Source organism: Thauera aminoaromatica, from assembly GCF_000021765.1.
In the GTDB taxonomy this organism is placed as follows: domain Bacteria; phylum Pseudomonadota; class Gammaproteobacteria; order Burkholderiales; family Rhodocyclaceae; genus Thauera; species Thauera aminoaromatica.
Map to the genome: position 1 here is coordinate 2,241,858 of NC_011662.2, position 25,797 is coordinate 2,267,654.

Annotated in this window: 23 protein-coding genes; 13 read left to right on the top strand and 10 right to left on the bottom strand. The window is 71.0% G+C overall.

The genetic code is table 11. The features are described 5' to 3' along the window. Positions 1-53 precede the first annotated feature (53 nt). Positions 54-2,114, top strand: a complete 2,061-nt coding sequence (locus TMZ1T_RS09840; RefSeq protein ID WP_041589836.1) for a YgiQ family radical SAM protein — start codon at positions 54-56, stop codon at positions 2,112-2,114. Here TMZ1T_RS09840 and TMZ1T_RS09845 read toward each other — a convergent pair. Beyond that, complete coding sequence (locus tag TMZ1T_RS09845; RefSeq protein ID WP_012585302.1) at positions 2,111-4,030, bottom strand: CHASE domain-containing protein; 1,920 nt, start codon at positions 4,028-4,030, stop codon at positions 2,111-2,113. The two genes, TMZ1T_RS09840 and TMZ1T_RS09845, sit on opposite strands and share 4 nt — an antisense overlap. Before the next feature lie 227 nt (positions 4,031-4,257). Between TMZ1T_RS09845 and TMZ1T_RS09850 the strand changes: the two genes are divergently transcribed. The 3 genes from TMZ1T_RS09850 (at position 4,258) to TMZ1T_RS09860 (ending at position 8,339) form a co-directional block, all read left to right on the top strand. Then, complete coding sequence (locus TMZ1T_RS09850) at positions 4,258-5,514, top strand: lipoprotein-releasing ABC transporter permease subunit (protein ID WP_012585303.1); 1,257 nt, start codon at positions 4,258-4,260, stop codon at positions 5,512-5,514. Beyond that, positions 5,507-6,208, top strand: coding sequence for a lipoprotein-releasing ABC transporter ATP-binding protein LolD (gene lolD, locus TMZ1T_RS09855; protein ID WP_004325086.1), 702 nt, complete (start codon positions 5,507-5,509; stop codon positions 6,206-6,208). Before TMZ1T_RS09850 ends, lolD begins: the two co-directional genes overlap by 8 nt. A gap of 106 nt (positions 6,209-6,314) precedes the next feature. Next, a complete protein-coding gene (locus tag TMZ1T_RS09860) occupies positions 6,315-8,339 on the top strand; it encodes a methyl-accepting chemotaxis protein (protein ID WP_012585304.1) in 2,025 nt (674 codons plus the stop codon). Positions 8,340-8,445: 106 nt separating this feature from the next. Here TMZ1T_RS09860 and TMZ1T_RS09865 read toward each other — a convergent pair whose 3' ends face one another. Then, positions 8,446-8,982 (bottom strand): DUF2062 domain-containing protein, encoded by a 537-nt coding sequence (locus TMZ1T_RS09865; protein ID WP_004301288.1) that lies wholly within the window; start codon positions 8,980-8,982, stop codon positions 8,446-8,448. A 170-nt stretch (positions 8,983-9,152) separates the two neighbouring features. Here TMZ1T_RS09865 and TMZ1T_RS09870 point away from each other — a divergent pair, with 170 nt between their 5' ends. After that, on the top strand, positions 9,153-11,600 hold the full coding sequence (locus TMZ1T_RS09870; protein WP_041589643.1) for a DNA internalization-related competence protein ComEC/Rec2: 2,448 nt from the start codon (positions 9,153-9,155) through the stop codon (positions 11,598-11,600). Between the two features lie 82 nt (positions 11,601-11,682). Next, positions 11,683-12,654 carry an alpha/beta fold hydrolase gene (locus tag TMZ1T_RS09875; protein ID WP_012585306.1) on the top strand — a complete coding sequence of 324 codons (972 nt, stop codon included), beginning with the start codon at positions 11,683-11,685 and terminating at the stop codon, positions 12,652-12,654. Positions 12,655-12,687: 33 nt separating this feature from the next. Here TMZ1T_RS09875 and rsgA read toward each other — a convergent pair whose 3' ends face one another. Both rsgA and TMZ1T_RS09885 read right to left on the bottom strand, forming a co-directional pair. Continuing rightward, positions 12,688-13,632, bottom strand: a complete 945-nt coding sequence (rsgA, locus tag TMZ1T_RS09880) for a ribosome small subunit-dependent GTPase A (protein WP_012585307.1) — start codon at positions 13,630-13,632, stop codon at positions 12,688-12,690. Between the two features lie 5 nt (positions 13,633-13,637). Further along, positions 13,638-14,924, bottom strand: a complete 1,287-nt coding sequence (locus tag TMZ1T_RS09885; RefSeq protein WP_004301279.1) for a M48 family metallopeptidase — start codon at positions 14,922-14,924, stop codon at positions 13,638-13,640. 185 nt (positions 14,925-15,109) lie between these two features. Between TMZ1T_RS09885 and orn the strand changes: the two genes are divergently transcribed. Both orn and TMZ1T_RS21320 read left to right on the top strand, forming a co-directional pair. Beyond that, the gene (gene orn, locus TMZ1T_RS09890; RefSeq protein ID WP_004301277.1) at positions 15,110-15,658 is read left to right on the top strand and encodes an oligoribonuclease; all 549 of its coding nucleotides are present in this window, start codon (positions 15,110-15,112) and stop codon (positions 15,656-15,658) included. Between the two features lie 16 nt (positions 15,659-15,674). Then, positions 15,675-15,836 carry a hypothetical protein gene (locus TMZ1T_RS21320; protein ID WP_004301276.1) on the top strand — a complete coding sequence of 54 codons (162 nt, stop codon included), beginning with the start codon at positions 15,675-15,677 and terminating at the stop codon, positions 15,834-15,836. Positions 15,837-16,084: 248 nt separating this feature from the next. Here TMZ1T_RS21320 and TMZ1T_RS09895 read toward each other — a convergent pair whose 3' ends face one another. Together TMZ1T_RS09895 and rpmE are read right to left on the bottom strand one after the other, a co-directional pair. Further along, a complete protein-coding gene (locus TMZ1T_RS09895; protein ID WP_004301274.1) occupies positions 16,085-17,743 on the bottom strand; it encodes an ArnT family glycosyltransferase in 1,659 nt (552 codons plus the stop codon). A 182-nt stretch (positions 17,744-17,925) separates the two neighbouring features. Next, complete coding sequence (gene rpmE, locus TMZ1T_RS09900; RefSeq protein ID WP_004301272.1) at positions 17,926-18,144, bottom strand: 50S ribosomal protein L31; 219 nt, start codon at positions 18,142-18,144, stop codon at positions 17,926-17,928. Between the two features lie 181 nt (positions 18,145-18,325). Between rpmE and TMZ1T_RS09905 the strand changes: the two genes are divergently transcribed. The 4 genes from TMZ1T_RS09905 (at position 18,326) to TMZ1T_RS09920 (ending at position 21,570) form a co-directional block, all read left to right on the top strand. Next, a complete protein-coding gene (locus tag TMZ1T_RS09905; RefSeq protein WP_004301270.1) occupies positions 18,326-19,336 on the top strand; it encodes a tRNA dihydrouridine synthase in 1,011 nt (336 codons plus the stop codon). Between the two features lie 10 nt (positions 19,337-19,346). Next, on the top strand, positions 19,347-20,024 hold the full coding sequence (gene trmB / locus TMZ1T_RS09910; protein ID WP_004301267.1) for a tRNA (guanine(46)-N(7))-methyltransferase TrmB: 678 nt from the start codon (positions 19,347-19,349) through the stop codon (positions 20,022-20,024). A gap of 78 nt (positions 20,025-20,102) precedes the next feature. After that, positions 20,103-20,873, top strand: a complete 771-nt coding sequence (locus tag TMZ1T_RS09915; protein WP_041589837.1) for a YecA/YgfB family protein — start codon at positions 20,103-20,105, stop codon at positions 20,871-20,873. Positions 20,874-21,210: 337 nt separating this feature from the next. After that, on the top strand, positions 21,211-21,570 hold the full coding sequence (locus TMZ1T_RS09920; protein ID WP_004301263.1) for a YkgJ family cysteine cluster protein: 360 nt from the start codon (positions 21,211-21,213) through the stop codon (positions 21,568-21,570). Between the two features lie 22 nt (positions 21,571-21,592). Here TMZ1T_RS09920 and TMZ1T_RS09925 read toward each other — a convergent pair whose 3' ends face one another. Continuing rightward, positions 21,593-22,579, bottom strand: coding sequence for an ATP adenylyltransferase family protein (locus TMZ1T_RS09925; RefSeq protein WP_004301262.1), 987 nt, complete (start codon positions 22,577-22,579; stop codon positions 21,593-21,595). 79 nt (positions 22,580-22,658) lie between these two features. On the opposite strand from TMZ1T_RS09925, the gene TMZ1T_RS09930 reads away from it, so the two are divergent. Then, on the top strand, positions 22,659-22,883 hold the full coding sequence (locus TMZ1T_RS09930; protein WP_004301260.1) for an RNA-binding S4 domain-containing protein: 225 nt from the start codon (positions 22,659-22,661) through the stop codon (positions 22,881-22,883). A gap of 77 nt (positions 22,884-22,960) precedes the next feature. Here TMZ1T_RS09930 and TMZ1T_RS09935 read toward each other — a convergent pair whose 3' ends face one another. The 3 genes from TMZ1T_RS09935 to TMZ1T_RS09945 form a co-directional block, all read right to left on the bottom strand. After that, positions 22,961-24,700 (bottom strand): NAD-binding protein, encoded by a 1,740-nt coding sequence (locus tag TMZ1T_RS09935; protein ID WP_004301258.1) that lies wholly within the window; start codon positions 24,698-24,700, stop codon positions 22,961-22,963. Positions 24,701-24,725: 25 nt separating this feature from the next. Continuing rightward, positions 24,726-25,109, bottom strand: a complete 384-nt coding sequence (locus TMZ1T_RS09940) for a DUF6394 family protein (RefSeq protein ID WP_004301257.1) — start codon at positions 25,107-25,109, stop codon at positions 24,726-24,728. Between the two features lie 208 nt (positions 25,110-25,317). Continuing rightward, positions 25,318-25,707 carry a YchJ family protein gene (locus TMZ1T_RS09945; RefSeq protein WP_012585309.1) on the bottom strand — a complete coding sequence of 130 codons (390 nt, stop codon included), beginning with the start codon at positions 25,705-25,707 and terminating at the stop codon, positions 25,318-25,320. Positions 25,708-25,797 lie beyond the last annotated feature (90 nt).

Below are 25,797 nucleotides of genomic sequence, written 5' to 3' on the forward strand. Positions count from 1 at the left end.
CCAGCCTCTTTGCCGGCGCCGTTCCCGGCTGCCGCGCCGCCCCCTTCCTGCCCATGTCGCGCGCCGAGATGGACGCGCTGGGCTGGGACGAATGCGACGTCATCCTCGTCACCGGCGACGCCTACATCGACCACCCGAGCTTCGGCATGGCCTTGGTCGGACGGCTGCTCGAGGCGCACGGTTTCCGCGTCGGCATCCTCAGCCAGCCCGACTGGCACTCGGCCGAGCCTTTCCGCGCGCTGGGGCGGCCGCGGCTGTATTTCGGCATCACCGCCGGCAACATGGACTCGCTGGTCAATCGCTACACCTCGGACCGCAAGATCCGCTCCGACGACGCCTACACGCCCGGCGCCGAGGCCGGCAAGCGCCCGGACCGCGCGGTGACCGTGTATGCCCAGCGCGCGCGCGAGGCGTACCCCGGCACGCCGATCGTGATCGGCAGCATCGAGGCCTCGCTGCGCCGCATCGCGCACTACGACTACTGGTCGGACAAGGTGCGGCGCTCGGTGCTGCCCGACTCCAAGGCCGACATCCTGCTGTTCGGCAACGCCGAGCGTGCGCTGGTGGCGCTGACGCATCGGCTGGCCGCGGGCGAGCCGATCGAATCGATCCGCGACCTGCGCGGCACCGCGTTCATGGTCAAGCCGGGCTGGCGGCCGGCGGACGAATGGCACGAGCTCGATTCGCGCGCGCTCGACAAGCCCGGCCGCATCGACGCCCACCCCGACCCCTACGCGATGGAGCCGGCCGCCGCCGCGCCCAGGCCCGCCGCCGACGGCGCCCAGCCGGTGCGCATCGTGCCGGCGGCCGAGCGCGTCGCGGCGCGCCGCGCCGACCGCGCGCGCACGGTGATCCGCCTGCCCGCGTACGAGGAGGTCAAGGACGATCCGGTGCTGTACGCCCACGCCTCGCGCGTGTTCCACCTCGAGTCCAATCCGGGCAATGCGCGCGCGCTGGTGCAGTGCCATGGCGAGGGCCCGGGCGCGCGCGACGTGTGGATCAACCCGCCGCCGGTGCCGCTCACCACGCCCGAGATGGACTTCGTCTACGACCGGCCGTTCGCGCGTGCGCCGCACCCGAGCTACGGCGGCGCGCGCATCCCGGCGTGGGACATGATCAAGTTCTCGATCAACATCATGCGTGGTTGCTTCGGCGGCTGCACCTTCTGCTCGATCACCGAGCACGAGGGCCGCATCATCCAGAGCCGTTCGCACGAATCCATCATTCACGAGATCGAGGAGATCCGCGACAAGTCGCCCGACTTCAAGGGCCACATCACCGACCTCGGCGGGCCCACCGCCAACATGTACCGCATGGCGTGCAAGAGCAAGGCGATCGAGGAGAACTGCCGGCGGCTCTCGTGCGTGTATCCGGGCATCTGCGAAAACCTCGACACCGACCATTCCTCGCTCGTCGAGCTCTACCGCAAGGCGCGCGCGGTGCCGGGGATCAAGCGCATCACCATCGGCTCGGGCCTGCGCTACGACCTCGCGGTGCGCTCCCCGGAATACGTGAAGGAGCTCGTCACCCACCACGTCAGCGGCCTGCTCAAGATCGCGCCCGAGCACACCGAGGAGAACACGCTCTCCAAGATGATGAAGCCGGGCATCGGCGCCTACGAGGAGTTCGCGCGCATGTTCGAGAAGTACTCGAAGCTCGCGGGCAAGAAGCAGCACCTGGTGCCGTACTTCATCGCCGCCCATCCGGGCACCACCGACGAGGACATGCTCAACCTGGCGCTGTGGCTCAAGGCGCACGACTTCCGCCTCGACCAGGTGCAGACCTTCCTGCCCACGCCGATGGCGCTGGCGACCACGATGTACCACTCGCGCAAGAACCCGCTGAAGAAGGTGTCGGCGGATTCCGAGTTGGTGGAGACCGCGCGCGCCGGCCGCATCCGCAAGCTGCACAAGGCCTTCCTGCGCTGGCACGACCCGGAGAACTGGCCGCTGCTGCGCGAGGCGCTGATCGAGATGGGGCGCGCCGAGCTGATCGGCAACGGTCCGCACTGCCTGGTGCCGCGCCAGCAGCCGGCACGGCTGGTGGCGGCGAAGGCCGGGGGCGGGCGCAAGCCGGGTGGTTGCGCGAAATCGCGGGCGAGGCGCGGGGCCTAGGAGGCGTTCAGCGTCTCGAGCCGGTTGCGTCCGCCGGCCTTGGCGCGGTACATCGCCTCGTCGGCCCGCCGCAGCAGTTCTTCGGCGCGCTGCTCGCCGCCGTCGAAGCAGGCGATGCCGATGCTGGGCGTGCTGTGATGACGCACTGCCCCGATTGCGTATGGCTCGTTGAGTGCGGCGAGGATGTTGCCGGCGATCAGGGCTGCCTTTTCGCCCGCCTCGGCTGTGGCGTCGCCCAGATCCTCCAGCATCACCACGAACTCGTCTCCACCGAGGCGCGCCACGGTGTCGCCCTCGCGCACCACCTGGCGCAGGCGCGCCGCGATCTCGCATAGCAGCTGGTCGCCGGCCTCGTGGCCGTAGGTGTCGTTTACGCGCTTGAAGTGGTCGATATCGATGAACAGCAGCGCCCCGTGGCGGCCGTGGCGGCGCGCGTTGGCCAGGCCCTGGCGCAGGCGGTCGAGCAGGAAACGGCGGTTGGGGAGCTGGGTCAGCGTGTCGACGAAGGCGAGATTGCGGATCGCTTCCTCGGCGGCCTTGCGTTCGGTGATGTCGATGATCACCCCGTCGAGCCGGAGCGGTTCATCATCGGCGTCGACCGCCACGCGGCCGCGCTCGCTGACCCAATGGACGCGCCGGTCGCGCCCGCGCATGCGGTATTCCACCTCGTAGTTGGTGTGACTGATGCGTGCGCTCTCGATCGCGGCGACGATCGTGGGGACGTCCTCATGCAGGATGAAGTCTCCGAACGACAATCGACCGGACATGAAATCCTCGGGTGTCGCCCCGGTGAGCGCGGTGATCCCGCGGCTGATGTGCATCACCCTCCAGGGCGGTTCGATCTGGCAGCGGAAGACGACGCCGGGCACGTTCTCGACCAGGGTGCGGAACTCGTCGCGGCTGTGCGCCAGGTGCGACGCGGCGGCACGCATGCGGCGGCGGTGGCGGGCGTTGCTGTGCATCACCGCGAACAGCATCAGGCTGAGAGCGCTGCCACCGTAGAGGATCAGGGCGGGTTCCGCGCTCGCGTGGTCGGCCTCGAAGGCCGGCGTGCTGCTGAAGCGGACCACCCATTCGCGCCCTGCGACCTCGACCGCGTGGGTGACGACGTAGTGCGCGGCGGCATTGCGCTCGGCCGAGGCGTAGAGCAGGGTCTGCGGCGATTCGTGCAGGTCGTGCAGTTCGATGTCGGCGTCGCGCAGGTCGTCGCGGAAGATGGCCTGCATCATGTCGTACGCGCGGAACGGCGCGTAGACGTAGCCCAGCAAGGCGGCGCGGCGCTGCTCCACGCTCGCGACCGGCATGGCCTTCGCGTACACGGGCAGGTAGATCAGGAAGCCGGGCTGCACCTCGGTGCCGAACTCCTGAACCAGGGTGACCCTGCCGCTGAGCGCGGCCGTTCCCGTGTCGCGCGCGCGCTCCATGGCCTCGCGGCGCACCGGCTCGGAATACATGTCGTAGCCGAAGGCGCGCCGGTTGCGCCCGTCGAAGGGCTCCAGGTAGACGATGCTGCTGTAGCGGTCGCGATACCCGGGCGGATGTACCGTGTAGTCGGGGAAGCCTTCGGCGCGCACCGCCGCGACGTGGGCCTCCAGCTGCGCCGGGAGCAGCATGACGGTGAAGCCGGTGCCCTGGATACCGGGCAGCGAGCGCTCGAGGTGGAGGGCTGCGACATAGGCCGCCCACTCGGACCGGCCGACGTGGTCGCTCGCGGCGAACAGCGCGGCGCCGCCATGCAGCACCTGCTCGTAGGCCTGCACGCGCGAGAGCAGGTTGTCGCGGGCCAGCGTGGCGTGCGTGGCGAAGCGGTCGCGCGTCCGCTCCTCGAGATGGGCGTCGACGTATCTCCACAGCACCGCCGTCAGGAGCAGGCCCAGGATGAGCGCGAGCCAGGCGGCCGTGCTGCGGTCGAGCATGGCGGCGGCGCGAACTTGCGCGGATCCTGCGTCCTGCGTCATGGGCGGGAGGGGTGAGGGGGTGGCCTGTTCGCGAGTGTTCCACGAATCGTGCGGAGCGGCCAGCCCGCAGGTGGGACCGCCGCCGCGGCCGGGCTTACATCCGCATGCGTTTCGAGGTCGCGCGCGCGACCGCCAGCGGGCACAATGCCGCCCTTGTCCTTCCCGGCCATCGTCGACAGCAAGCAATGCCATACGAAATCCTCGTCGGCCTGCGCTACACCCGCTCGCGCAAGCGCGCCCAGGGGCGCAACCGCTTCATCTCCTTCATCTCCCTGGTATCGATGTTCGGCATCGCGCTGGGCGTCGCGGCGCTGATCGTGGTGCTTTCGGTGATGAACGGCTTCCAGGAGGAGTTGCGCACCCGCATCCTCGGTGTCGCCTCGCACGTGCAGGTGCAGAGCCCGGAGGGCGGGCTCATGGCCTGGCAGCAGGTCGCCGACGAGTCGCTGCGCAACCCCTCGGTGCGCGCCGCGGCGCCCTACGTGCAGGAGCAGGGCATGCTCTCCTTCGACGAGGGCGTGCGCGGAACGCTGGTGCGCGGGGTGATCCCGTCCGCGGAGGAAAAGGTCGCCGATTTCGGCCGCTACATGCAGGCCGGCAGCTTCGATGCACTGCAGGCGGGCCGCTTCGGCATCGTGCTCGGACGCGACCTCGCCGCCGCGCTGCGCGTGCGCCTGGGCGAGAAGGTCACGCTGATCGCGCCGCAGGGCCTGGTGACGCCGGCGGCGGTGCTGCCGCGCGTCAAGCAGTTCGAGGTGGTGGGCATCTTCGAGGCCGGCATGTACGAGTACGACTCCAGCCTCGCGCTCGTGCACATCGCCGACGCCCAGGCGCTGTACCGGCTGGGCGACGCGGTGAGCGGCGTGCGCCTGAAGCTCGACGACCTCTTCGCAGCGCCGCGGGTGGCGCGCGAGCTGGCGATGACGATCAGCGAGCCGGGTTTGGTCGTCGCCGACTGGACGCGCAGCCACGCCAACTTCTTCCGCGCGGTCGCGCTCGAGAAGACCATGATGACGCTGATCCTCTTCCTGATCGTGGCGGTCGCGGCCTTCAACATCGTCTCCACGCTGGTGATGGCGGTGCAGGAGAAGTACGCCGACATCGCCATCCTGCGCACGCTGGGCGCGAGCCCGGTCTCGATCATGGCGATCTTCGTGCTGCAGGGCTCGGTGATCGGCCTGGTGGGCCTGGCCGCGGGCGTGGCCGGCGGGCTGGCGATCGCGCACAACCTCGACGTGGTGATCCCCGCGCTCGAGACGCTCACCGGGGCGACGCTGTGGAACAAGGAAATCTATTACATCAACGAGCTGCCTTCGAAGGTCCTGGGCTCGGACGTGAGCACCATCGTCACCGTTTCCTTCGTGCTGACCCTGGTGGCCGCGCTCTACCCGAGCTGGCGCGCCTCGAAGGTGAATCCTGCGGAGGCGCTGCGCTATGAATGAAACCCTGGATACCGGCGCGCAACCCGTGGTCGTCGCCTGCACCGGGCTGTCCAAACAGTTTCGCGAGGGCGCGGAGGCGGTGCGCGTGCTCGACGGCGTCGAGCTCGAGGTGCGGCGTGGCGAGCGCGTCGCGATCGTGGGCTCGTCCGGCTCGGGCAAGAGCACCCTGATGCACCTGCTCGGCGGACTCGACGTGCCCAGCGCGGGCAGGGTGCGGCTGATGGGGCAGGACTTCTCGACCATGTCGGAGGCCGCGCGCGGACGCCTGCGCAACGCCTCGCTCGGCTTCGTGTATCAGTTCCATCACCTGCTGCCGGAGTTCTCGGCGCTCGAGAACGTCGCGATGCCGCTCTACATCCGCCGCGTCGCGCGTGCCGAGGCGGACGAGCGTGCCGCGCAGATGCTGCGCGAGGTCGGCCTCGGCCATCGCCTCGACCACGCTCCGGGCGAGCTCTCCGGCGGCGAACGCCAGCGCGCCGCGATCGCGCGCGCGCTCGTCACACAGCCCGCCTGCGTGCTCGCAGACGAGCCCACCGGCAACCTCGACCGCCGCACAGCCGGTGCGGTGTTCGATCTCATGCTTTCGCTCAACGAGCGCCTGGCGACCAGCTTCGTCATCGTCACCCACGACGAGACCCTGGCCGCGCGCGCGCAACGCACGCTCCGCCTGGTGGACGGCCGGCTCGGCGCTTGAGGAAAAAATCCCGCGGCAACGCCCCGGGATGGGTCAAGTTCTACCGGAAACGACCGTATACAGGCTCGAAGACCATCCTGTCCGGCCCCGCGCCGGGAATCGAGCCATGAAAATCCTCTTCCAGCCTGCCGTCCGCCTGCTCGACCGCCTGAGCTATCCGCTCAAGTTCGGGCTCATCATCCTCGTCTGTGCCGTCGCCTCGGTGATCCTGCTCGCGCAGATCTTCACCAGCCTGCGCGAAGAGATCCGCGTGACCGAACGCGAGATCGCCGGCCTGCAGCTGTTCGACGCGGGCTTCGGCGTGATCCTCAAGACGCAGCAGCACCGCGGCCTGTCCGCCGGTGTGCTGGGGGGCAGCAGCGAGCTGGCGCCCAAGCGCGAGGCGAAGGCGGCGGAGTTGCGTGCCGCGCTCGGCGCACTCGACGCGGCAATCGACGGCGATGCCGGCTGGTCGGGCTTGCGCGCGGGCTGGCAGATGCAGCGGGCGGCGCTGGTACGCCTCGCCGACAGCGGGCTCTCCATGGCAGGCGCGGAGAATTTCCGCCTGCACACCGAGACGATCGCCGGACTCATGCGCTGGCTCGGCGAGCTCGGCGACGCCTCCGGGCTGTCGCTCGACCCCGAGCCGGCGAGTTCCAACCTGCTCGCGCCGCTGCTCGGCGCGCTGCCTGAACTCAGCGAGCGGCTCGGTCAACTGCGTGCCCGTGGCACGGCGCTGAGCGCCCGCCGCGAGCTTGCGCGCAGCGACGAGCACGCCCTGGTCGCGCTGCTCGCCGAGATCGGCCGCGCCGAGTCTGCGGTGCTGGAGCGCCTGCGCCGCACCGCGGCGGCCAACGCCAGCCTCGCCGCTAGCGTCGACGGCATGGGCCGCGAAATCTCCGAGGGTGTCGCGCGGGTGCGTGAGGCTACGGGGAAGGAGCTTCTCGACCAGCGCTTCGGCCTGAGCTCGGCGGCCTTCTTCGAACTGGTCACCGGCGCGATCGACACCGCGGTACGCAACTTCGACCAGGTGCTGCGCCCCGAGGTCGGCCGCCTGCTCGAGGCGCGCCGCGACCGCCTGAACCAGCGCCTGCAGACCCAGGTGGCGATTTCGGCGGTCGGCATGCTGCTCGCAGGCTATCTCTTCATCGGCATCTATCTCGCCATCGTGCGCTCGGTGCGCGAGCTCTCGGCCGGCGCGCAGGGCTTCGCCGCGGGCGACTATCGCAGCCGCGTGCAGTTCTCGGCGCGCGACGAGCTCGCCGAGGTGGCGCGCCAGTTCAATTCGATGGCCGATCACGTCGCCGGCCTCATCCGCGACATCCAGACCGGTGCCGCCCACGTCGGCGGCGCCGCCACCGAGATGTCGGCCTCCGCGCGTCGCGTGCTGGAGGGCTCCGAGACGCAGAGCGACGCTGCCTCCAGCGTGGCCGCAGCGGTCGAGGAGATGACGCGCGGGGTCGACGGCATCGCCCACCACGCCTCGACCGCGCAGCAGCTTGCCGAGGATTCGGGCCGGCTCTCGCAGGAGGGGCGCTCGGTCATGGAGCAGTCGGTGGCCGAGATGGAGCGCATCGCCGAGGCGGTGGATCTGTCGAGCGAGGCCATCCGCGAGCTCGGCGAGAAGTCGCGCCAGATCAACGCGATCGTCGACTCGATCCGCGACATCGCCGACCAGACCAACCTGCTCGCGCTCAACGCCGCGATCGAGGCCGCCCGTGCGGGCGAGACCGGGCGCGGCTTCGCGGTGGTGGCCGACGAGGTGCGCAAGCTCGCCGAGCGCACCTCGCTCGCCACGCGCGAGATCGGCGGCATGGTGGCGGCGATCCAGCAGGGCACCGAGCGCGCGGTCGACACCATGCAGCAGGGCGTGCAGCGCGTGCGCGACGGCGTGGAGATGAGCAACCGCGCCGGCTCCTCGATGGCGCAGATCAGCGCGGGCGCCGACCAGGTGCTCACCGCGGTGCGCGAGATCTCCACCGCCCTGCACGAGCAGAGCCTGGCGAGCAACGACATCGCGCGCAACATCGAGCGCATCGCCGACATGACCGAGCACAACAGCGTGACCGTGCGCGAGACCGCGGCCACCGCCGAGACGCTCGAGCAGCTCGCCGGCACCCTGCGCGAGCAGGCCAGCCGCTTCCGCGTCTGAAGTGTTCGCGGTACCCGCTGCGATCGATTCTCCATGAGCCCTGCGGCGATGCGAAGGCCGTGCCGCGCGCAGGGCTCGAATCTTGCGGACCGGACGCTGCGCCCGCTTATCGCCGTTGCCGTCGCTGCCGCCACTGGCGGATCAGCCACAGCCGCCAGCCCCAGCGCACCGCCAGATACGACACCATCGACAGGCTTGCCGCGAGCACGATCAGGCCGACCACCAGCGGGCGGCCCAGCTCGCCCGCCCAGGCTGCGAGGTCGGCCGCCCACTGCAGTGGATCGAAGCCGGCGAAGTCCGGCGGCGGGATGAACGCGACTGCACCATTTCCCGACATCAGGCTCCCGATCGCGAATGCCGCGACGTAGAGGGGGACGATGGTGAGCGGGTTGCTGTAGAGCGTGGTGATCAGCGCCAGCGGCAGGTTGACCCTGAAGAGCACGCAAAACAGCGCCGCGCTCGGCATCTGGAAGGGGCCGGGAATGAGGCCGCAGAACATTCCCACCGCCACCGCCCCGGCCGCCGAATGGCGGTTCAGGTGCCACAGGCGCGGATGCAGCAAGGTGGACGCGAACGGCCGCAGCCAGCGGTTCTCGCTGACGCTGCGGTGGTCGGGGAGGAAGCGTTTGAAGAGCTTGCGCATGGTTCAGGTCCGCGTGGGCGAGTCTAGCAGGAGCCCGGCCCATCGCGTCGTGGCATGCGCGGCCATCCTCGACGCGGCGGCCCGGGTCGCGATCGTCCGTCGAGGGCGGGATGGCGGCCGGCGATCACGGCGCCCGCCCTTCCGGGAATGCCTCAGGCATACTCGATGCCATGCGCATCATCGCTCTCGCCTTCCTCGCCGGCACCGTCCTCGTCCAGCGGTCGGCTGCGCTCGATGGCGTCGTGGCCGCGGCGGCGCTCGGCCTCGTCGCTGCGCTCGGCTTGCGGCTCGCGTTGGTGTTGGCGTGGGGCCGCGGGTCGGCGGCTCGGGCTGGGCGCTGGATCCCCATCGCCCTGGCCGCACTCGGTGCGCTCGCCGCCGGCGCGGGCTGGGCGGCGTGGCGGGCCGAGGTCCGGCTGAGCGACGAGCTCGCCGGCACCCTCGACGGTGTCGAGTTGCAGCTGCGGGGCAGGGTGGCCGGGCTGCCACGCGCGAGCGGGTCCGGCTGGCGCTTCGACTTCGAGGTCGAGCCCGACACGCCCGGCGTGCCGGGACTCGTGCAGCTGGCCTGGCGTCCCGAACGCACCGTTGTCGAGGCCAAGCTCGACGCCGAGGCCGATTCCGCGAGCCCCCTGCCGCTGGCGATGCCCCGTCCGGGCGAGCGCTGGGCGCTGACCGTGCGTCTGTGGCGGCCCCACGGTTTCGCCAATCCCTCCGGCTTCGACTACGAGGCCTGGTTGCTCGAGCGCGGGGTTCGCGCCACGGGCAGCGTGCGGGGGACGGGGCGGCTCCTAGACGAGCTTCCCGCCACCTGGATGCAGCACGTCCATCGCGTGCGCGCGACGGTGCGCGAGCGCATCCTCGCCGCCCTGCCCGACGGGGCGCACGCCGGCCTGTTGGTGGCGCTCGCGGTCGGCGATCAACAAGGCATCGATGCCGGGCAGTGGGAGATCTTCCGCCGCACCGGCGTCGCCCACCTGGTGTCCATCTCGGGCCTGCACGTGGCGCTGGTGGCGATGTTCTGCGGCGGTCTCGCCGGCGCGGCGTGGCGCCGGCAGCCGGCGCTGGTGCTGCGTGTTCCGGTGCAGCAGGTGCACGCGCTCGGCGGGCTGGCCGGGGCCACCGCCTATGCCTTGCTGGCCGGCATGGGCGTTCCGGTGCTGCGCGCCTGGCTGATGCTGCTGGTGGGCGCGCTGGCGCTGATCGGCGGGCGGCGCATACCGCCCTCGCGCGTACTCGCGATCGCATTGCTCGTGGTGCTGGTGGTCGATCCCTGGGCGGTGCTGTCGGCCGGCTTCTGGCTGTCCTTTGGTGCGGTGGCGGTGATCCTCGCCGTGCTCGGCGGCCGTGTCGCACCGTCGGCCGGCTGGCGCGCCGCGCTGCGCGTGCAGCTCGCGATCAGCTTCGCGCTGGTGCCGCTGCTGCTTGCGCAGTTCCAGGCGGTTCCGTTGCTGTCGCCGCTTGCCAACCTGGTGGCGATTCCGCTGGTGAGCTTCGTCGTCACGCCGCTGGTGCTGCTCGCGATTCCCTGGCCGATCCCCTTGCTGCTCGTGCCTGCCGACTTCGCCGCGGGGTGGATGATGGATTTCCTTGCGCCGCTTGCAGCGCTCGAGAGGGCGATGATCGAGCGCGCGGCGCCGCCGCCGTGGCTTTTCGGCGGTGCGCTCGCCGCCGTGGCGATCCTGCTGCTGCCGCGCGCAAGCCCGGGGCGGTTGGCGGCACCGGCATTGCTCGCGGCGCTGCTGTCCTGGCAGCCGGCGCGCCCGCAGGAGGGCGGTTTCCGCGCCTGGGTGCTGGACGTCGGCCAGGGTCTCGCGGTGCATGTGCAGACGCGTGCGCATGACCTCCTCTACGACAGCGGGCCACCCTTCGGCAGCGAGTCCGATGCCGGCGAGCGGGTGGTCCTGCCCTGGCTGCGCGCGGCCGGCGTGCGCCGGCTGGATCGGGTGGTGCTGTCGCATCCGGATTCCGATCATGTGGGTGGCGCGGCCTCGCTGCTCGCCGGCCTGCCGGTGGGCACGGTGCTGGCCGGACAGGCCGTCCATGCGCGCGAACGCGCAGCCTGGGCGGCCCGCCTGGCGCACGGGCGCGAGCCTGCGGACTGCGCACGCGTGCCCGCATGGGAGCGCGATGGCGTGCGCTTCGAGATTCTGCATCCGGCGCCCGTGCGCGCGCCGAGCGAGGAGCCGGCAGGCGCGGGCGCAAGTCCGCACGACAACGACGCCTCCTGCGTGCTGCGCGTCGTTGGCGCCGCCGGCGCGCTGCTGCTGACCGGCGACATCGGCACCGCCGCCGAGGCCAAGCTGATCGCCCGCCAGCCACCGGCAAGCCTTTCCGCCGCGGTCGTGGTCAGCGCCCACCATGGCAGCCGCTCGTCGTCCTCGGCCGCCTTCGTCGACGCGACCCTCCCGGAACACGCGGTCCACTCCGCCGGCAGCCGCAACAGCTTCGGCCATCCCCACCCCGAGGTGTGGGCGCGCTGGGCGGAGGCGGGGGCACGCAATTGGCGCACCGATGCGCAGGGTGCGATCCGGATCGACTTCGCGGCGGCGCCGGAGGAGGGCGTCCAGGTGAACGCCGAGCGCGAGATGCAGCCGCGCTACTGGCACGGTCGCTGAGGGCGGCGGGCTTGTGTCCCGGATCCGCCGCTTCGGGCTAGACTTGCAGCGACCCGAAACCCGTTCCGAGTGCCCGCCCCTCATGTCCCTGCTCGATTCGCTCAAGAAGTTCTTCAGCCCGTCCGCACCGACGACCCCGGCCGAGCGTGCCGCGGTGGAGCCGGAGCGTGTGCGCGCCGCGCAACCGCTGCTCCAGCCGCGCGCCCGGCATGTGCTGTGCAGCGGGCCGCACGGCCTGCACCGCGTGGCCTACACCGAATGGGGCGAGCCGACGAATCGGCGCGTGCTGGTCTGTGTCCACGGTCTCACCCGCAACGGCCGCGACTTCGACGATCTCGCGCGCGCGCTCGCCGGCGAGTACCGCGTCGTCTGCCCGGACGTGGTCGGGCGCGGGCGCAGCGACTGGCTGACGGACAAGGCGGACTACGGCTTCCCGGTCTACGTCGCCGACATGGTCACCCTGATCGCCCGCCTCGACGTCGAGGAGGTGCACTGGGTCGGCACCTCGATGGGCGGCATCATCGGCATGCTGCTCGCGAGCCTGGCCGGCACGCCGATCACCCGGCTGGTCTTGAACGACGTCGGTCCGGTGATCACCGCAGCATCCCTGCGTCGCATCGGCCAGTACGTCGGACGCGCGCCGCGCTTTGCCGACCCCGCGGCGGCCGAGGCCTACATCCGCGAGGTCGGCGCGCCCTTCGGCGCGCTCACCGACGCGCAGTGGCGCCACCTCACGGAATATTCGGTGCGTCGCATGGATGACGCCGAAGGGGGCTACGCGATGGTGTACGACCCCGGACTGGGCGAAGTCTTCCGGCTCAATCCGGTGCCGGTCGATATCGACCTGTGGCCGGTATATGAAGCGATACGTTGCCCGACCCTGGCGCTGCGCGGCGCAGAGTCCGACCTGCTGGAGCCGGCCACCTTCGCGGCGATGGGCGCGCGCGGGCCGAGGGCGCAGACGGTGGAGTTCCCCGGCGTGGGGCACGCGCCGATGCTGATGGATGCGGCGCAGATCGCCACGGTGCGGGAATTTCTGCTCGCCGGCGCCTGAGTTGCGCGTGCAGGCGCGTCGGGCGGGCGTCGCCTACCAGCCCGGATTGAGCCGTCGCGCCTCGGCGATCTCGCTGCGGATGGCGCGGAAATGCTCCCAGCGCCGCGGGTGGATGGCGCCGGCTTCGAGTGCTCCGAGCAGCGCGCAACCCGGCTCGCTGTCGTGGCGGCAGTCACGGAAGCGGCAGCGCCCCAGGTGCGGGCGCAGCTCGACGAAGGTCTCGGCGAGGTCCTCCGCCGCCAGGTGGGCGAGCCCGAACACCTGCAGGCCGGGGCTGTCGATCAGCCAGCCGCCGCGGGCTTCGTCGGCGGTCACCGGCAGGTGGTACAGCCGTGCGAAGGTCGTGGTGTGCTTGCCCGAGTCGAGCGCGTCCGAGATCTCGCGGGTGGCGGCCTGGGCCTCCGGCACGATGGCGTTGGTCAGGGTCGATTTGCCCATGCCCGACTGGCCCACGAAGATCGCCTGCAGGCCGGCCAGGCGAGCGCGCAGTGCATCCGCGCCCTGCAGCGCGGACACCTCGACGACCTCGTAGCCGAGCTTGCGGAAGGGCTCGAGCTGATGGCGGGCGGCCTCGAGGCGCGCGGCGAGGTCGGCCTTGTTGAGCACGATCAGCGGCACGATGCCCTGGCTCTCGGCCGCGGCGATGCAGCGCGACACCAGCAGATCGGAGAAACCGGGCTCGGTGGCGACCACGATCACCAGATGGCTGAGGTTGGAGGCGATCAGCTTCTCGCGGAAGGCGTCCGAGCGCCACAGCAGGTTGCGGCGCGGATGCAGGGTCTCGATCACGCCCTGGCCGTCGCCGCCGGGCACGAGCTCGACCTCGTCGCCGCAGGCGTAGCTGCTCTTCTTGCCGCGCGGATAGCACTGCAGGCGCCCGCGCGCGGTGTCGACCTCGTAGTGGCGGCCGAAGGCGGCCACGACCACGCCGTCGATGCGGGCTTCGGCGATCGCGCCGGCGTGGGTGCGCTTGCGCATGCCGCTCACCGTTGCAGCGCCTGCAGGCGCGCGATGCGCAGCGCGGCGGGCGGATGCGAGTCGTGGAAGCGCGAGTACAGCGGGTCGGGCGTCAGCGTGGAGGCGTTGTCGCGGTAGAGCTTGACCAGCGCGCTCACCAGCTTGCCGGCGTCGGCCTGGCGGGCGGCGTAGGCGTCGGCCTCGAACTCGTGCTTGCGCGACCAGTGGCTCGCGAGCGGCGCGAGCGGGAAGCTGAACACCGGCAGTACCAGCGTGAACAGGGCGAGCGCGCTCGCCAGGTCGGCGCTTTGCATGCCCAGCCCGGAGAAGAACCAGGGCTGCTGGGCGAGCCAGCCGAGCAAGGCGAGCACGCCCAGGCTGGCCGGGGCGAGCACCGCCAGCCGGCGCAGCAGGTGGCGGTGGTGGAAGTGGCCGAGCTCGTGCGCGAGCACCGCCTCGACCTCGTCGGCATCGAGCTTGTCGAGCAGGGTGTCGAAGAACACGATGCGCTTGGCCGCGCCCAGCCCGGTGAAGTAGGCGTTGCCGTGTGCCGAGCGGCGCGAGCCGTCCATCACGAACAGGCCCTTGGCGCGAAAGCCGCAGCGCGCGAGCAGGGCCTCGACGCGCGCCTTCAGCGTGGCGTCGGCGAGCGGGGTGAACTTGTTGAACAGCGGCGCGATGAAGGTCGGCCAGATCACCATCGCGAGCAGGTTGAAGCCGAGCCAGAACGCCCACACCCAGGCCCACCACAGCGCGCCCGTCGCCAGCGTCAGCCACAGCACCGCGGCGAGCAGCGGCAGCCCGATCAGCGCGGCGAGCGCGGCCTCGCGCACGGTGTCGGCGAGGTAGAGGCGCGGCGTCATGCGGTTGAAGCCGAAGGTCCTCTCGATGCCGAAGGTGCGCAGCAGCGCGAAGGGTAGTTCGAACAGCCAGCCGAGCACGCCCAGGCTGGCGAGCAGCGCGACGCCGTGGGCGAGCCCGCCGGCGGGCAGCACGTCCGCCCAGGCGTCGTGCATCGCCTGCAGCCCGCCGCCGAGCGTGAGCGCGAGCACGAAGCCGGCGTTGGCCGCGGCGTGGAAGGCGGACAGGCGCGCGCGCGCGACGGTGTAGTCGGCGGCACGCTGGTGCGAATGCAGGGGAATCGAGCCGGCGAAGGGCTGCGGCACCGCGTCGCGATGGCGGCGCACGTGGTGGGCGTGGCGATGCAGCAGACCGAGGCCGAGCACGGTACCGGCGACCAGGAAGGCCAGGAACAGGGCGGAAAGAGGCGGCAGGCCGAAGGGCGACAGCATGAATGGGGCGGGATCGGTCATTGCGAAGCGCGGGCGGTGGATGGAGGTAGGGCTGCGGGCAGGTGTGCGACCCGACCGGCCATGCGCTGCTGTCCGTGACAGGCTGGCGCGATCGCTGCTGGCCGAGGCCGGCAACGTACGCGATCTATGACACAATCGCGCCCTCATTGTTTCGCAGGAAGGCCCCGGAAAAGGGCGGACGGATTATGGCACAGGACCCGAAGACGCTGATATGGCTGGACATGGAGATGACCGGCCTCGAACCCGATCGTGACCGCATCATCGAGATCGCGATCGTGCTCACCGACGAGGCGCTCGAAGTGATCGCCGAGGCGCCGGTGATCGCCGTGCATCAGCCCGACAGCGTGCTCGACGGCATGGACGAGTGGAACCGCAATACCCATGGCAAGTCCGGGCTCACCGCTCGGGTACGCGCCTCCACGATGTCGGAGGCCGATGCCGAGGCGCAGGTGCTGGCCTTCCTGCGCGCGCACGTGCCTGCGCGCACCTCGCCGATGTGCGGCAATTCGGTGTGCCAGGACCGCAGGTTCCTCGCGCGCTGGATGCCGGAACTCGAGGCGTGGTTCCACTACCGCAACCTCGACGTGTCCACGCTCAAGGAGCTCGCGCGGCGCTGGCGTCCGGAGATCTACGCGGGTGTCAAGAAGGCGGGCAGCCACACCGCGCTCGCCGACATCCACGAGTCGATCGCCGAGCTGCGCCACTATCGCGACCACTTCCTGCGCCTGGACTGAGCGCGAGGAGCGCGACATGAGGATCGGTCCCGCCGGGCGGGTCCGCGGCCTCGTCGCCTGGGCGAGCCGTCACCGGCGCTGGTTGATCGTGCTCGCGCTGCTGTCGGTGTTCTTCAGCGTGCTGGGCTATTTCACCAACCCGGTATCGCTGCCGGGGATGTGCAGGATCTACGGCTGAGGGCCGTGCGCAGGCGCTGGCCCTCGACGTCCGTCGCAGCCGAACCGTCCGATCGCGACTTGCGTCGCTCCCACGAAAACCGACAGGGTGCCCCCGGGGTGACGCGGCGCCAAGGCGTTACGGGTTCCGGAAGGTGACGGGGGGACCGGCGCGTGAAGCGGCTTCGACGTCGGGTAGGAGCGACGCAAGTCGCGATTCGGGCAGGCGAGAATGCAAGGACCTCGCCGCAACGGCACGGATGCGTCGATTCAGCGTCCGGCGCGGCGCAGCAGCCGGAAGGTTTCGGCGCGCTTGCCGGCACCACGGCGGTATTCCCACACGGTTTCCCATTCGGGTGCGAGCGCGGCGGAGCGGCCGCGGCGCTCGACATGGACCAGCAGCAGAGCACACGGTGTGGCGTCGGCGTCGATCGGGCGTGCGCGCAGGCCGGCGAAATAGTCCATCGACAGCTTCATCGCGTCGGGCAGCCCGGTGGTGGCGATGCATTCCCTCGCCTGTGCGCCGCGCTCGCCGCGCACCGCGATATCGAGCGATTCCACCACCGTGCGGTAGCTGCGTCCCTGGTCGAACCAGGGCATCAGCAACACCACCGCCAGGCTCCACAGCATCACCAGGCCGATCGCCCAGTTCGCCGGCGCACGTGCGGGCGACCGGGGCAGGCGGGCGACGAGGAGGATCCACACCACGCTGATGGCGCCGCCGGCAAGCAGGCGCAGGTTGGCGTCCGGCGGCACGAAGCCGGGGGCGTTGCGCGCGACGTGGCGTGCGAGACCGCTCGGCCAGCCGGCGACCTGGGCGCTCCATGCCAGCCAGACGAGGATGCCGAAGACGGCCAGGCTCATCAGCGAGAACCAGTCGAGCGCGCTCGCGGCGCCGCGGCGCAGGCTGGCCACGCCGCCGGCGGCGAGCAGGGCGAGCGCGGGCACCAGCGGGATCAGCCGGGCCTGCGAGAGATCGTCGATCGCCACCAGCCAGGCCAGCACCAGTCCGGCGCTCGCCAGCGGCAGCAGGATCGCGAGCACGCCGGGCTGGCGGCGCGCGCGCCAGAGCGCCCACAAGGCCAGCGGCCACAGCGGCCACATGAACCAGGCGCCGAGCTCGAGCAGTCGCGGCAGCTCGGCCGGGCGCAGCATCGGGCCGACGATCCACTGCCACTCGTTGCGCAGCCACAGGCTCAGGAGTTCGGGGTGTTGCAGGTGGAGCACGAGCGGCCACAGCGCGGCGGTGGTCAGCGCGAGGCACAGTCCCAGCAGCACGGCGCCGCTCGCGCGCGGGCTGCGGCAGTCGGCGCTCAGCAGCATCGCCAGCGGCAACAGGGGAGCGCTCATCCACAGGCCGCCGAAGCCTGCGGAGAGGAAGGCCAGGCCGCTACCCATGCCCGCCTTCAGGCCCCCGGCGAGCGGGCGTGTCGGCAACTCCGCGAGGCCGGACAGGGTCAGTGCGAGCATGGCGAAGAGGGCGAGCAGGGGCTGCGTCTCGTGCGCATGCAGGACCAGGCCTAGCGTGCCGAGCGCGAGCAGCGCGGCGGGCGTGCGGGCGGCGCGACCATGCAGGGATTCGGCCGCGCGCGCCAGCCACCAGATCGCCAGCGCCACGAAGACGGCGCTCGCCAGGCGGGCCCCGGCGTGCGCCGGAAGAAAGGCCGCGGTGAGCGCGGAGAAGGCCGAGGCGACCCAGTAATACAGCGGGGGATGCTCCACCAGGGGTTCGCCGGCGAGCAGGGGAAACAGCCAGGACTCGCCGCGCAGCATCGCCAGCACGGGCCCGAAATGGCGCGCGTCGTCGCCGCGCCAGGGGTCGTGCGCGGTCAGGCCGACGAGCAGGTACAGGCCGACCAGCAGGGTCAGGCCGACCGTGCCGTAGACGCGGCGCTGGAACAGGGTGGGCGTGGCGGGATCGCGGATCATGCGGGCATTGTGCTTCGGAGTGGCTGCGCGGACCAAGCGCGGCGGAGTGGGCAGGACGGAGAGGGCGCGGGTGCCTGCCGGCGGCGGGGCAATAAAAAAGGCAGCTTGCGCTGCCTTCCTCGGTGCCTGCGGAATCCTGCCACGACCGCCCGGGGCGGTGCGGATCCCGGCTTTGCGACGGCTCAGCTCGCGCGCTGGACGTTGCCGTACTTCTGGCGGAAGCGCTCGACGCGGCCGGCGGTGTCGACGATCTTTTGCTTGCCGGTGTAGAACGGATGGCAGGCCGAGCACACCTCGACGTGGTACTGGGGCTTGCCCAGGGTCGAACGGGTCACGAAGGTGTTGCCGCACGAGCAGGTGACGTTGACGTCGGCGTACTTGGGATGGATGTCCGCTTTCATGGTGATTTCCTGAATCTTGCGGGCGGAGGTTGTGACCGCCCTGTGTCGTAAAGCGCGAGATTATCCGCCAGCCGCCCCGTCCTGACAAGGAAAAACACGTCTGCTGTCGTGCGCCGGGACGGTTTTTCGGGCGGCGACCGGTACAATCGCGCGCCTGATCAATCACCGACGAGGTTCCTGCGTGCGCCTGCTGCTCGCGCCCATGGAGGGCGTGGCCGATTTCGTGCTTCGCGACGTGCTGACCGCGATCGGCGGCTACGACCTCGCGGTGTCGGAATTCGTCCGCGTCTCCGGCACCCTGCTGCCGCGGCGCATGTTCGAGCGCATCTGCCCGGAGATCCTCGCCGGCAGCCGCACCGCCGCGGGCACGCCGGTGGCGGTGCAACTGCTCGGCAGCGATCCCGTCCTGCTCGCGGAGAACGCGGCGCGCCTGGCCGCGCTGAGCCCGCACGGCATCGACCTCAACTTCGGCTGCCCGGCCAAGGTGGTCAATCGCCATGGTGGCGGTGCGATGCTGCTCGACCGCCCGCGCCTGCTGCACGACATCGCCGCCGCAGTGCGTGCCGCCGTGCCCGCAGCGATCCCGGTGAGCGCCAAGATGCGCCTGGGCATCGCCGACCCCTCGCGCGCGCTCGACTGTGCGCAGGCGCTCGCGGACGGTGGCGCGCAGGCCATCGTCGTCCATGCGCGCACCCGCGAGCAGGGCTACCGCGCGCCCGCGCACTGGGAGTGGGTGGCGCGCATCGGCGACGCGGTGCGCGTGCCGGTGACCGCCAACGGCGAGGTGTGGAGCGTGCGCGACTGGGCACGCTGCCGCGAGGTCTCCGCAGCCGAGGATGTGATGATCGGCCGCGGCGCGGTCTCCGACCCCTGGCTCGCGCGCCGCATCCGCGGCGAACGCGGCACCGAGCCGGACGAGCGCGACTGGGTCGAACTGCACCCGCACCTCCTGCGCTACTGGGAGGGCGTGCAGGGGCGCGCCGCCCCGGTGCATGCCTGTGGCCGGCTCAAGCTGTGGCTGGGCATGCTGCGGCGCAACTACCCCGCGGCGGGCCGGCTGCACGAGGCGGTGCGCCGCGTCGTCCACCCCTCGCGCATGAACGAGGAACTCCGCCGCCACGGCATTCCCGCGTGCGACCACCCGCCATCTGCCCGGGCCGACGGGCCCCGGCCGACGAGTCCCGACCGATGAGAGCGGCCCGATGAGCTACGCCAACTCCCGCATCCCGCAGAGCGCCCAGCAGGGCGTCCACGAGGCGCTCGCCGAGCGCGTGCGCAAGCACCTCGAGCATCCCTTCCGCAAGCCCTGCACCGACTACAACCGTGCCGCGCTCGCCGAGGCGCTCGCCGGCTGGGGCCGCAGTGCGCCGCTGATCCTCGATGCCGGCTGCGGCGTCGGCCACAGCACCATCCAGATCGCGCGCCAGTTTCCCGACCACTGGGTGATCGGCGTCGACCAGTCCGCCGACCGCCTCGCGCGTCGCAAGCCCTATCCCGAGGCGCTGTTGCCGAAGAACATGGTCTTCGTGCGCGCCGACCTGGTGGACTTCTGGCGCCTGCTCGACGAGGCCGGGCTGCGCCTCGCGCGCCACTACCTCCTCTATCCCAACCCCTGGCCCAAGATCGGCCACCTCGGCCGGCGCTGGCACGCGCACCCGGTGTTCCCGTGGATTCCCCGCCTCGGTGGCGTGCTGGAATGCCGCAGCAACTGGAAGGTCTACATCGAGGAGTTCGCCTTCGCGCTCGGCCTCGTGCTCGGGCGCGAGGTCGCCTGGGAAGGCTTCGAGGCCGTCACGCCGCTGACCCCCTTCGAGCGCAAGTACCGCGACTCGGGGCAGCCGTTGTACCGCATCGGGCTGGATCTCGCGGCCGCGGGCTGATTCCGCAAGATCGTGCTTGCCCGCCGCGCCGCCTTGGGCCACCCTTGGCGCCGGTCAAAGGAGATTGCCATGAACGGTATGGAACAAAGGGGCGCGGACGCGTCCGCGCTGCGCACGATGAGCGACGAGGATTTCGAGGCGCTGGAAGAGATCCTCACCTCGGACATCGTGCCCGAGGACTGCATGGACCTCGAGATGCTCGACGGCTACCTCGCTGGCGTGATGATCTCGCCGCGGCCAATCCCGGCCGAGCGCTGGATGCCCGGCGTGTGGTCGGCGCACGGCGACGAGGTCGGCTTCGGCTCGGGCAGCGGCCTGCAGCGCGCGATCCGGCTGGTGAAGGCGTATCACAACGAGCTGCTCGCCACGCTCGGCCTGGACGACGAGGACGAGGCGTGCTGGGAGCCGTTCTGCTTCGCGGTCGCCGAGGGCGATGGGCTCAAGCTCGGCGAAGCCTGGATCGACGGTTTCGCTCAGGGCCTGGACCTGTGGCCCGAGGGCTGGGAGGAGGGGCTGGACGCCGAGGCGGTCGAGGCCGTGCGCGAGACCCTCGACGAGGTGCTCGCGCCCTGGGGCGAGGAGGACGCCGCGAAGGCCGACGACGAGACCCGCCTGGGCTGGCTCGCCGACGTGGGCGAGGCGGTCAACGACATCTTCGCCCACTGGCGCGATCTGGGTCTGCCGGCCGCCGAGCCGCTGTCCACCGAGGCTCCGCGCAAGCCCGCCAGCGCCGGCCCCGGCCGCAACGATCCGTGCCCGTGCGGCAGCGGCAAGAAATACAAGAAATGCTGCGGCGCCAACGGCGCCGAGCCCGAGCCCGAGCCCGAATCCGGCGAAGCCGAAAACTGAGCATCCCGGGCGTGCCGGCGCGCACAGGACCGTCGCGCCCGGGGATGCGCCGCCGGAGCGGCGCGAGTCGCGAGCGGGCGCCGGAACAGCGGACGAGCGTTGGCGAGCGTGGACAAGCCGTAGTCGCGACTTGCGTCGCTCCCACAAGGAACCGCCGCGCCCGGGGACGCGCTGCGGGCGCGATCCGATGCGAGCGGGTTTCCCGCTCCGGAAAATATTTCTCAAAATGATTTCAGGTTACTGAAAACAAAGCGCTTTGCACCACTTTCCGGCGCCTCCCGGCGGCGCTAGAATGCGCGCCCCACGGCCCTCGGCCGGTCCTTTCGGCGCTCCGTTCATGGACGAGTTCAACCCCTGCCTCGACTGCGGCATCTGCTGCACGCACTTTCGGATCTCCTTCTACTGGGCCGAGGCGGACGACGCGCCGGGCGGTTTCGTGCCGGCGGAGATGACCGAGAAACTCAACCACACCTTGCGCTGCATGAAGGGCAGCAACCAGGTGCCGCGACGCTGCAGCGCGCTCTCCGGCGAGGTGGGCCGGCAGGTCGCGCGTTCGATCTACGAGAACCGGCCCACCCCCTGTCGTGAATTTCCCGTCTATTTCGAGGACGGTACGCCCAACCCGAAGTGCGACGAGCTCCGCGCCACCATCGGCCTGCCGCCGCTGCCGCAGAGTCCGCTGCCGCGCGCGGCCTGATCGCCGGATACGTCTCGCCAGCCTATCCGCCGCGCGGCCGGCCCACCGCGGCGAGCACCTCGAGCGGGCCATGTCGGCGCAAGCCGTCGATCTGGGCGCGGTCGCGCACGAACAGCGAGCCGGCCCAGGCGAGCGAATTCAGCGACACGTCGTCCCATTTCTCGCGTGTGCGGGGCACCAGCAGCAGCGCGCCACGGCTGACCAGCAGGTTGTAGGGCGGCATCGGATCGGCGTCGCAGGGAAGCTCCAGCCGCTCGCAGGCCAGGCGGTAGGCGGCCAGAAGGACCGATCCGGCGTCGTCCGGGTGCGACCAGGCGGATTCGTCCATCCCCACCGCCGCGTGCGCCCAGGGCAGGGCGAGGTTCTCCGCTGCCGCCCCGGGATGCAGCGGAGGCAGGAAGTCTTCCAGCGCCGAGGCCTGCGCGGGCACCCACTGCAGGTGCTTGTGCGCCTGGCTCGCCCCCGCGATGCGGCCGCCGTTGTAGAAGCCCAGCCCGCCGTGCGCGCCCACTACCGCGGCGAGCGCGGCGAAGTCCGCGCCGCCGAGCGGCGTGCTCTGGTCTTCGAAACGGCGGGTCACGATGAGCAGGTGACGATCGATCACCGGGAACTTGTTCAGCACCACGAGGTGATCCGCGCCGAGGGCCGCCACCGTGAGCGCAGGCTCGGGCGGCAGGAAGGGGTTGAAGTCGGGCCGTCGGGCGGTGACCGTGTCGACCCGCGCCCGATCCTTGAGCGCGAGGGACGATACCCAACGCACCGAGAAGCGAAGGCCGTCCTGCTCCAGCCAGTCGAGCTCGGTACGGATCGGCTGCAGTGCGCCGCTGGCGAGCGCCGCGGCGATCACGTGGTCGGTGCGCTCGAGGAGGTCGTCCGCGCGCGAGCGGGCGCTCGACGGCGGATGGGCGGTGAGCGCTGCGGCGTCGGACGGAGAACGGTGGGCGGGCGCCGAGGCGCTGGCCGGGGCGGCGTCGCTTGCCGGATCGCGGGCGGTGGGCGTGCTGGTCATGGGCGGGCGTGCGGGAGACAATGCCGCCATTTTGACACGAGGCCCGCGCGCGCAGCCGTGGCGGGCAGGAGGGATCGCGATGGCGATACGGTTCGAAGTGCGCGGTGAATACATTCAGCTCGACCAGTTGCTCAAGGCCGCCGGTCTGGTCGAGTCGGGCGGTGCGGCGCATGCCGCGGTGGAAAACGGCCTGGTGAAGGTCGACGGCAAGCCCGAGTCGCGCAAGCGCGCCAAGCTGCGGCCGGGACAGCGGGTGTCGTTCGCCGGCGAGGCGGTGGAACTCGTGGAGGAAGGCGCGGGCTAGCAGGTCTCGCAGACGCGGCGCACGTCGCGATCGGCGCTCGAGCGGCGGGGCCGTGCCCCGGCAACGTGGGGAGCGGCTCAGGGCAGCTGCGGCGAGCGTTTCCCGTGCTTGCGCTGCGCGAGCATTTCCCAGACCCGTCCGCCGGGCAGGTCGCGGCCGGTGAGGATGTATTCGAGGGTGTGCTCGTTGGCGAAGATCAGGGCGACATCCTCGAGCGCGCGGCGGGTGCCGGCGAAGAGCAATTCGTCGCCGGGGCGGAGCTTCTCGTCGGCGGCGGGCGTCATCCGGTGGTCGTCGTCGTCGCGCTCGAGGTAGAGCACCGCGCAGTCGAGCGCCATCGAGCGGTCGGCGGGCGAGCGCAGCAGGCGTTCGAGCGTGATCGTCTCGCCGCGCATCAGGCGGCGATACAGCGCCGGCGCGCTCGACAGGTTGACGCGCTGGCTGCGGATCCGCGGAACCCTCCAGCCGAGGTGGCGGGTCAGGCGATGCAGCAGTGCGCCGCACCACTCCTCGTCACGGCGGCGGATTTCGGCCAGGAAGGGCGCGAGCAGCGGTGTGCTCAGGATCGCGATGCATTCGTGCGCGATCACCCGGCTCGGGACCACGGTGATGTCGGATTCGAAGGCCTCGAAGAGCGCGCGGTTGGATTCGTGGTTCTGGCGCAGGATCACGAAGAGCTCCTGGTTGAGCTCGCGCGCCGTCACCGCGATCGAAAGGTTGTCCACGTCCGAGCTGGTGCCGCACACGATCCCGGTCGCCTCGCGCACGCCGGCCTCGAGCAGGGATGCGGCACCGGTGCCGTCGCCCTGCACCCAGCGGTGAATGCCGTCGGGCTTGGGGTCGATGTCGATGATGGTCACCGGCACTGCCTCGGAGTCCATCGCATCGACCAGCAGGCGACCGAAGCGCCCGTGGCCGCAGACGATCCAGTTGCCGCGCGGCGGATCGCGGCGCTGCTCGACGTGGCTGCCGGGCAGGCCGGTGAGCCAGTCGAAGAGCTGCGAGGCCTTGGGCGCGTGCAGCGAGAGTGCGAGCGTTTCGCTGAAGCGCTCGAAGGGGTTGAGGATGTGGCGGGTGCCGAAGGAGGTCATGTTGGCCGAGGTCGCGGTGTGCTCGGCGCGGCACAGTGCGGGCACCTTCGGCGCCAGCAGGCGTGCGGCGATCGCGATCGCCAGGTTGGTGGCGTCGTCGTTGGTGAGCGCGATGACGCCGATGCAGCTCGCGTGGGTGAGGCCGCCGAACTGGAGCGTCTCGGGGTTTGCGGCGTCCGCGCACAGCGCGGGCACGTCGGCCGAATAGCTGTGCAGATCGAGCTCGCCGAGCTTGGTCTCGTCGACCTCGATCACCACGACGCGCAGGCCCATGCGGTCGAGCGCGTCGCAGATCAGGCGGCCGGTCTCGCCGTAGCCGCACACCAGGTAGAAGGGCTCGCGCAGCCGCCGCACCGCGCGCACGAAACCCTGCATCGCGATCGCCTGGCGCAGGCTGCGGTCGGCGAGCAGGCTGAACACCGAGCCCAGCGTATAGGCCCAGCCGATCACCGACAGGTAGATGCTGACGATCACCCACAGCCGCTGCTGGTCGGAGAAGGTGTAGGGAATCTCGCCGAAACCGATCGTGGTCGCGGTGTAGCTGATGAAGTAGAAGGCGTGGAAGAAGCTGAGATAGCTCGTCTCGCCGTCGACGACCGGGCCGGGCACCAGGGTGAGGCCGAGCACCGCGATCGCGAACAGCACGATCAGCAGGATCAGCGGTGCGCGCAGGCGACGCAGGATCAGCAGGAAGATGCTGTGGTGGCGGGCGAGGGCCTGCTGCACGGCGCGGGTCTCGGCGAGGTGGCGTTCAGCGGCGCTGCATGATGGTCTCGGCGATCAGGATGATCACCGACACCACGTTGGCGAAGAGCGCGCCGCCCGAGAGCGAGACCACGCGCGCGGTCATCTCCGGCGTCATCCCCGCGCCCGCGACGTGCGCCGAGTAGCCCCACACCATCGCGGCGGCGACCAGCTGCAGGTCGGCCACCAGGCTGGTGGACAGATGCACCGCGCCGATCTGGGTGCGGTCGCCGAACTTGAGCACGGTGGCGATCAGGCTGACCACCAGCGCGGCGAAGAGCTCGTAGACGTCGTGGTGGACCGGATTGTCGATGTCGCCGACGAAGAAGCCGAAGTTGAGCGTGGCCGCCAGCACGATGAAGAAACCGAAGATGACTTTTTCGAGGTTCATGATCTTCCGTTGGGTGCGCGCGATGACGATGGGGCAATTATGCGCGCGCCGGACCTGCGATGTCGCGCAGCGCCGACAGCAGGCCGGGTGGCCGCGCGGATTGCGGGGCGTTTTGGTCTTTGTGGGAGCGACGCAAGTCGCGATCGGGCGGTTCGCTCAGGCGCCGGCGGTGATCCCGGGCCGAGGCCGGCTGGCACGAGGGCGAGCCTCAGTCGTGGAGGTCGCCGTCGACGTAATACCAGCGCCCGTCCTCCTTCACGAAGCGGCTGGTCTCATGCAGGCGCCGGGCGCGGCCGCCGATGCGGCAACGGGCGAGGAATTCGACCTCCGCGCGGGTGTCGGCGAGCGGGCGGTGGGCACGCACGTCGAGGCCGAGCCATTTCGGCGGCGGCTGCTCGTCGAGCGCCAAGTCCTGCGGGCGGGTGGAGGGATGCCAGCTCGCGAGCAGGTAGGCGGTGTCGCGCAAGGTGAAGGCCGTGTAGCGCGAGCGCATCAGCGCCTCGGCGGTGGGCGCCGGGCGTTCGCCCGCGAGCACCGGCCCGCAGCACGCCCCGAATGCGCGACCGGAGCCGCAGGGGCAAGGGGTGGAGGGGATCATGGGGGGCGAGTATAGCGGGCCGAGGGGAGATGCGGACGCGGGGCCGGAGCGTGCTGCGGGGGGGGCTGCGACGACGCAGGTTGCGATCCG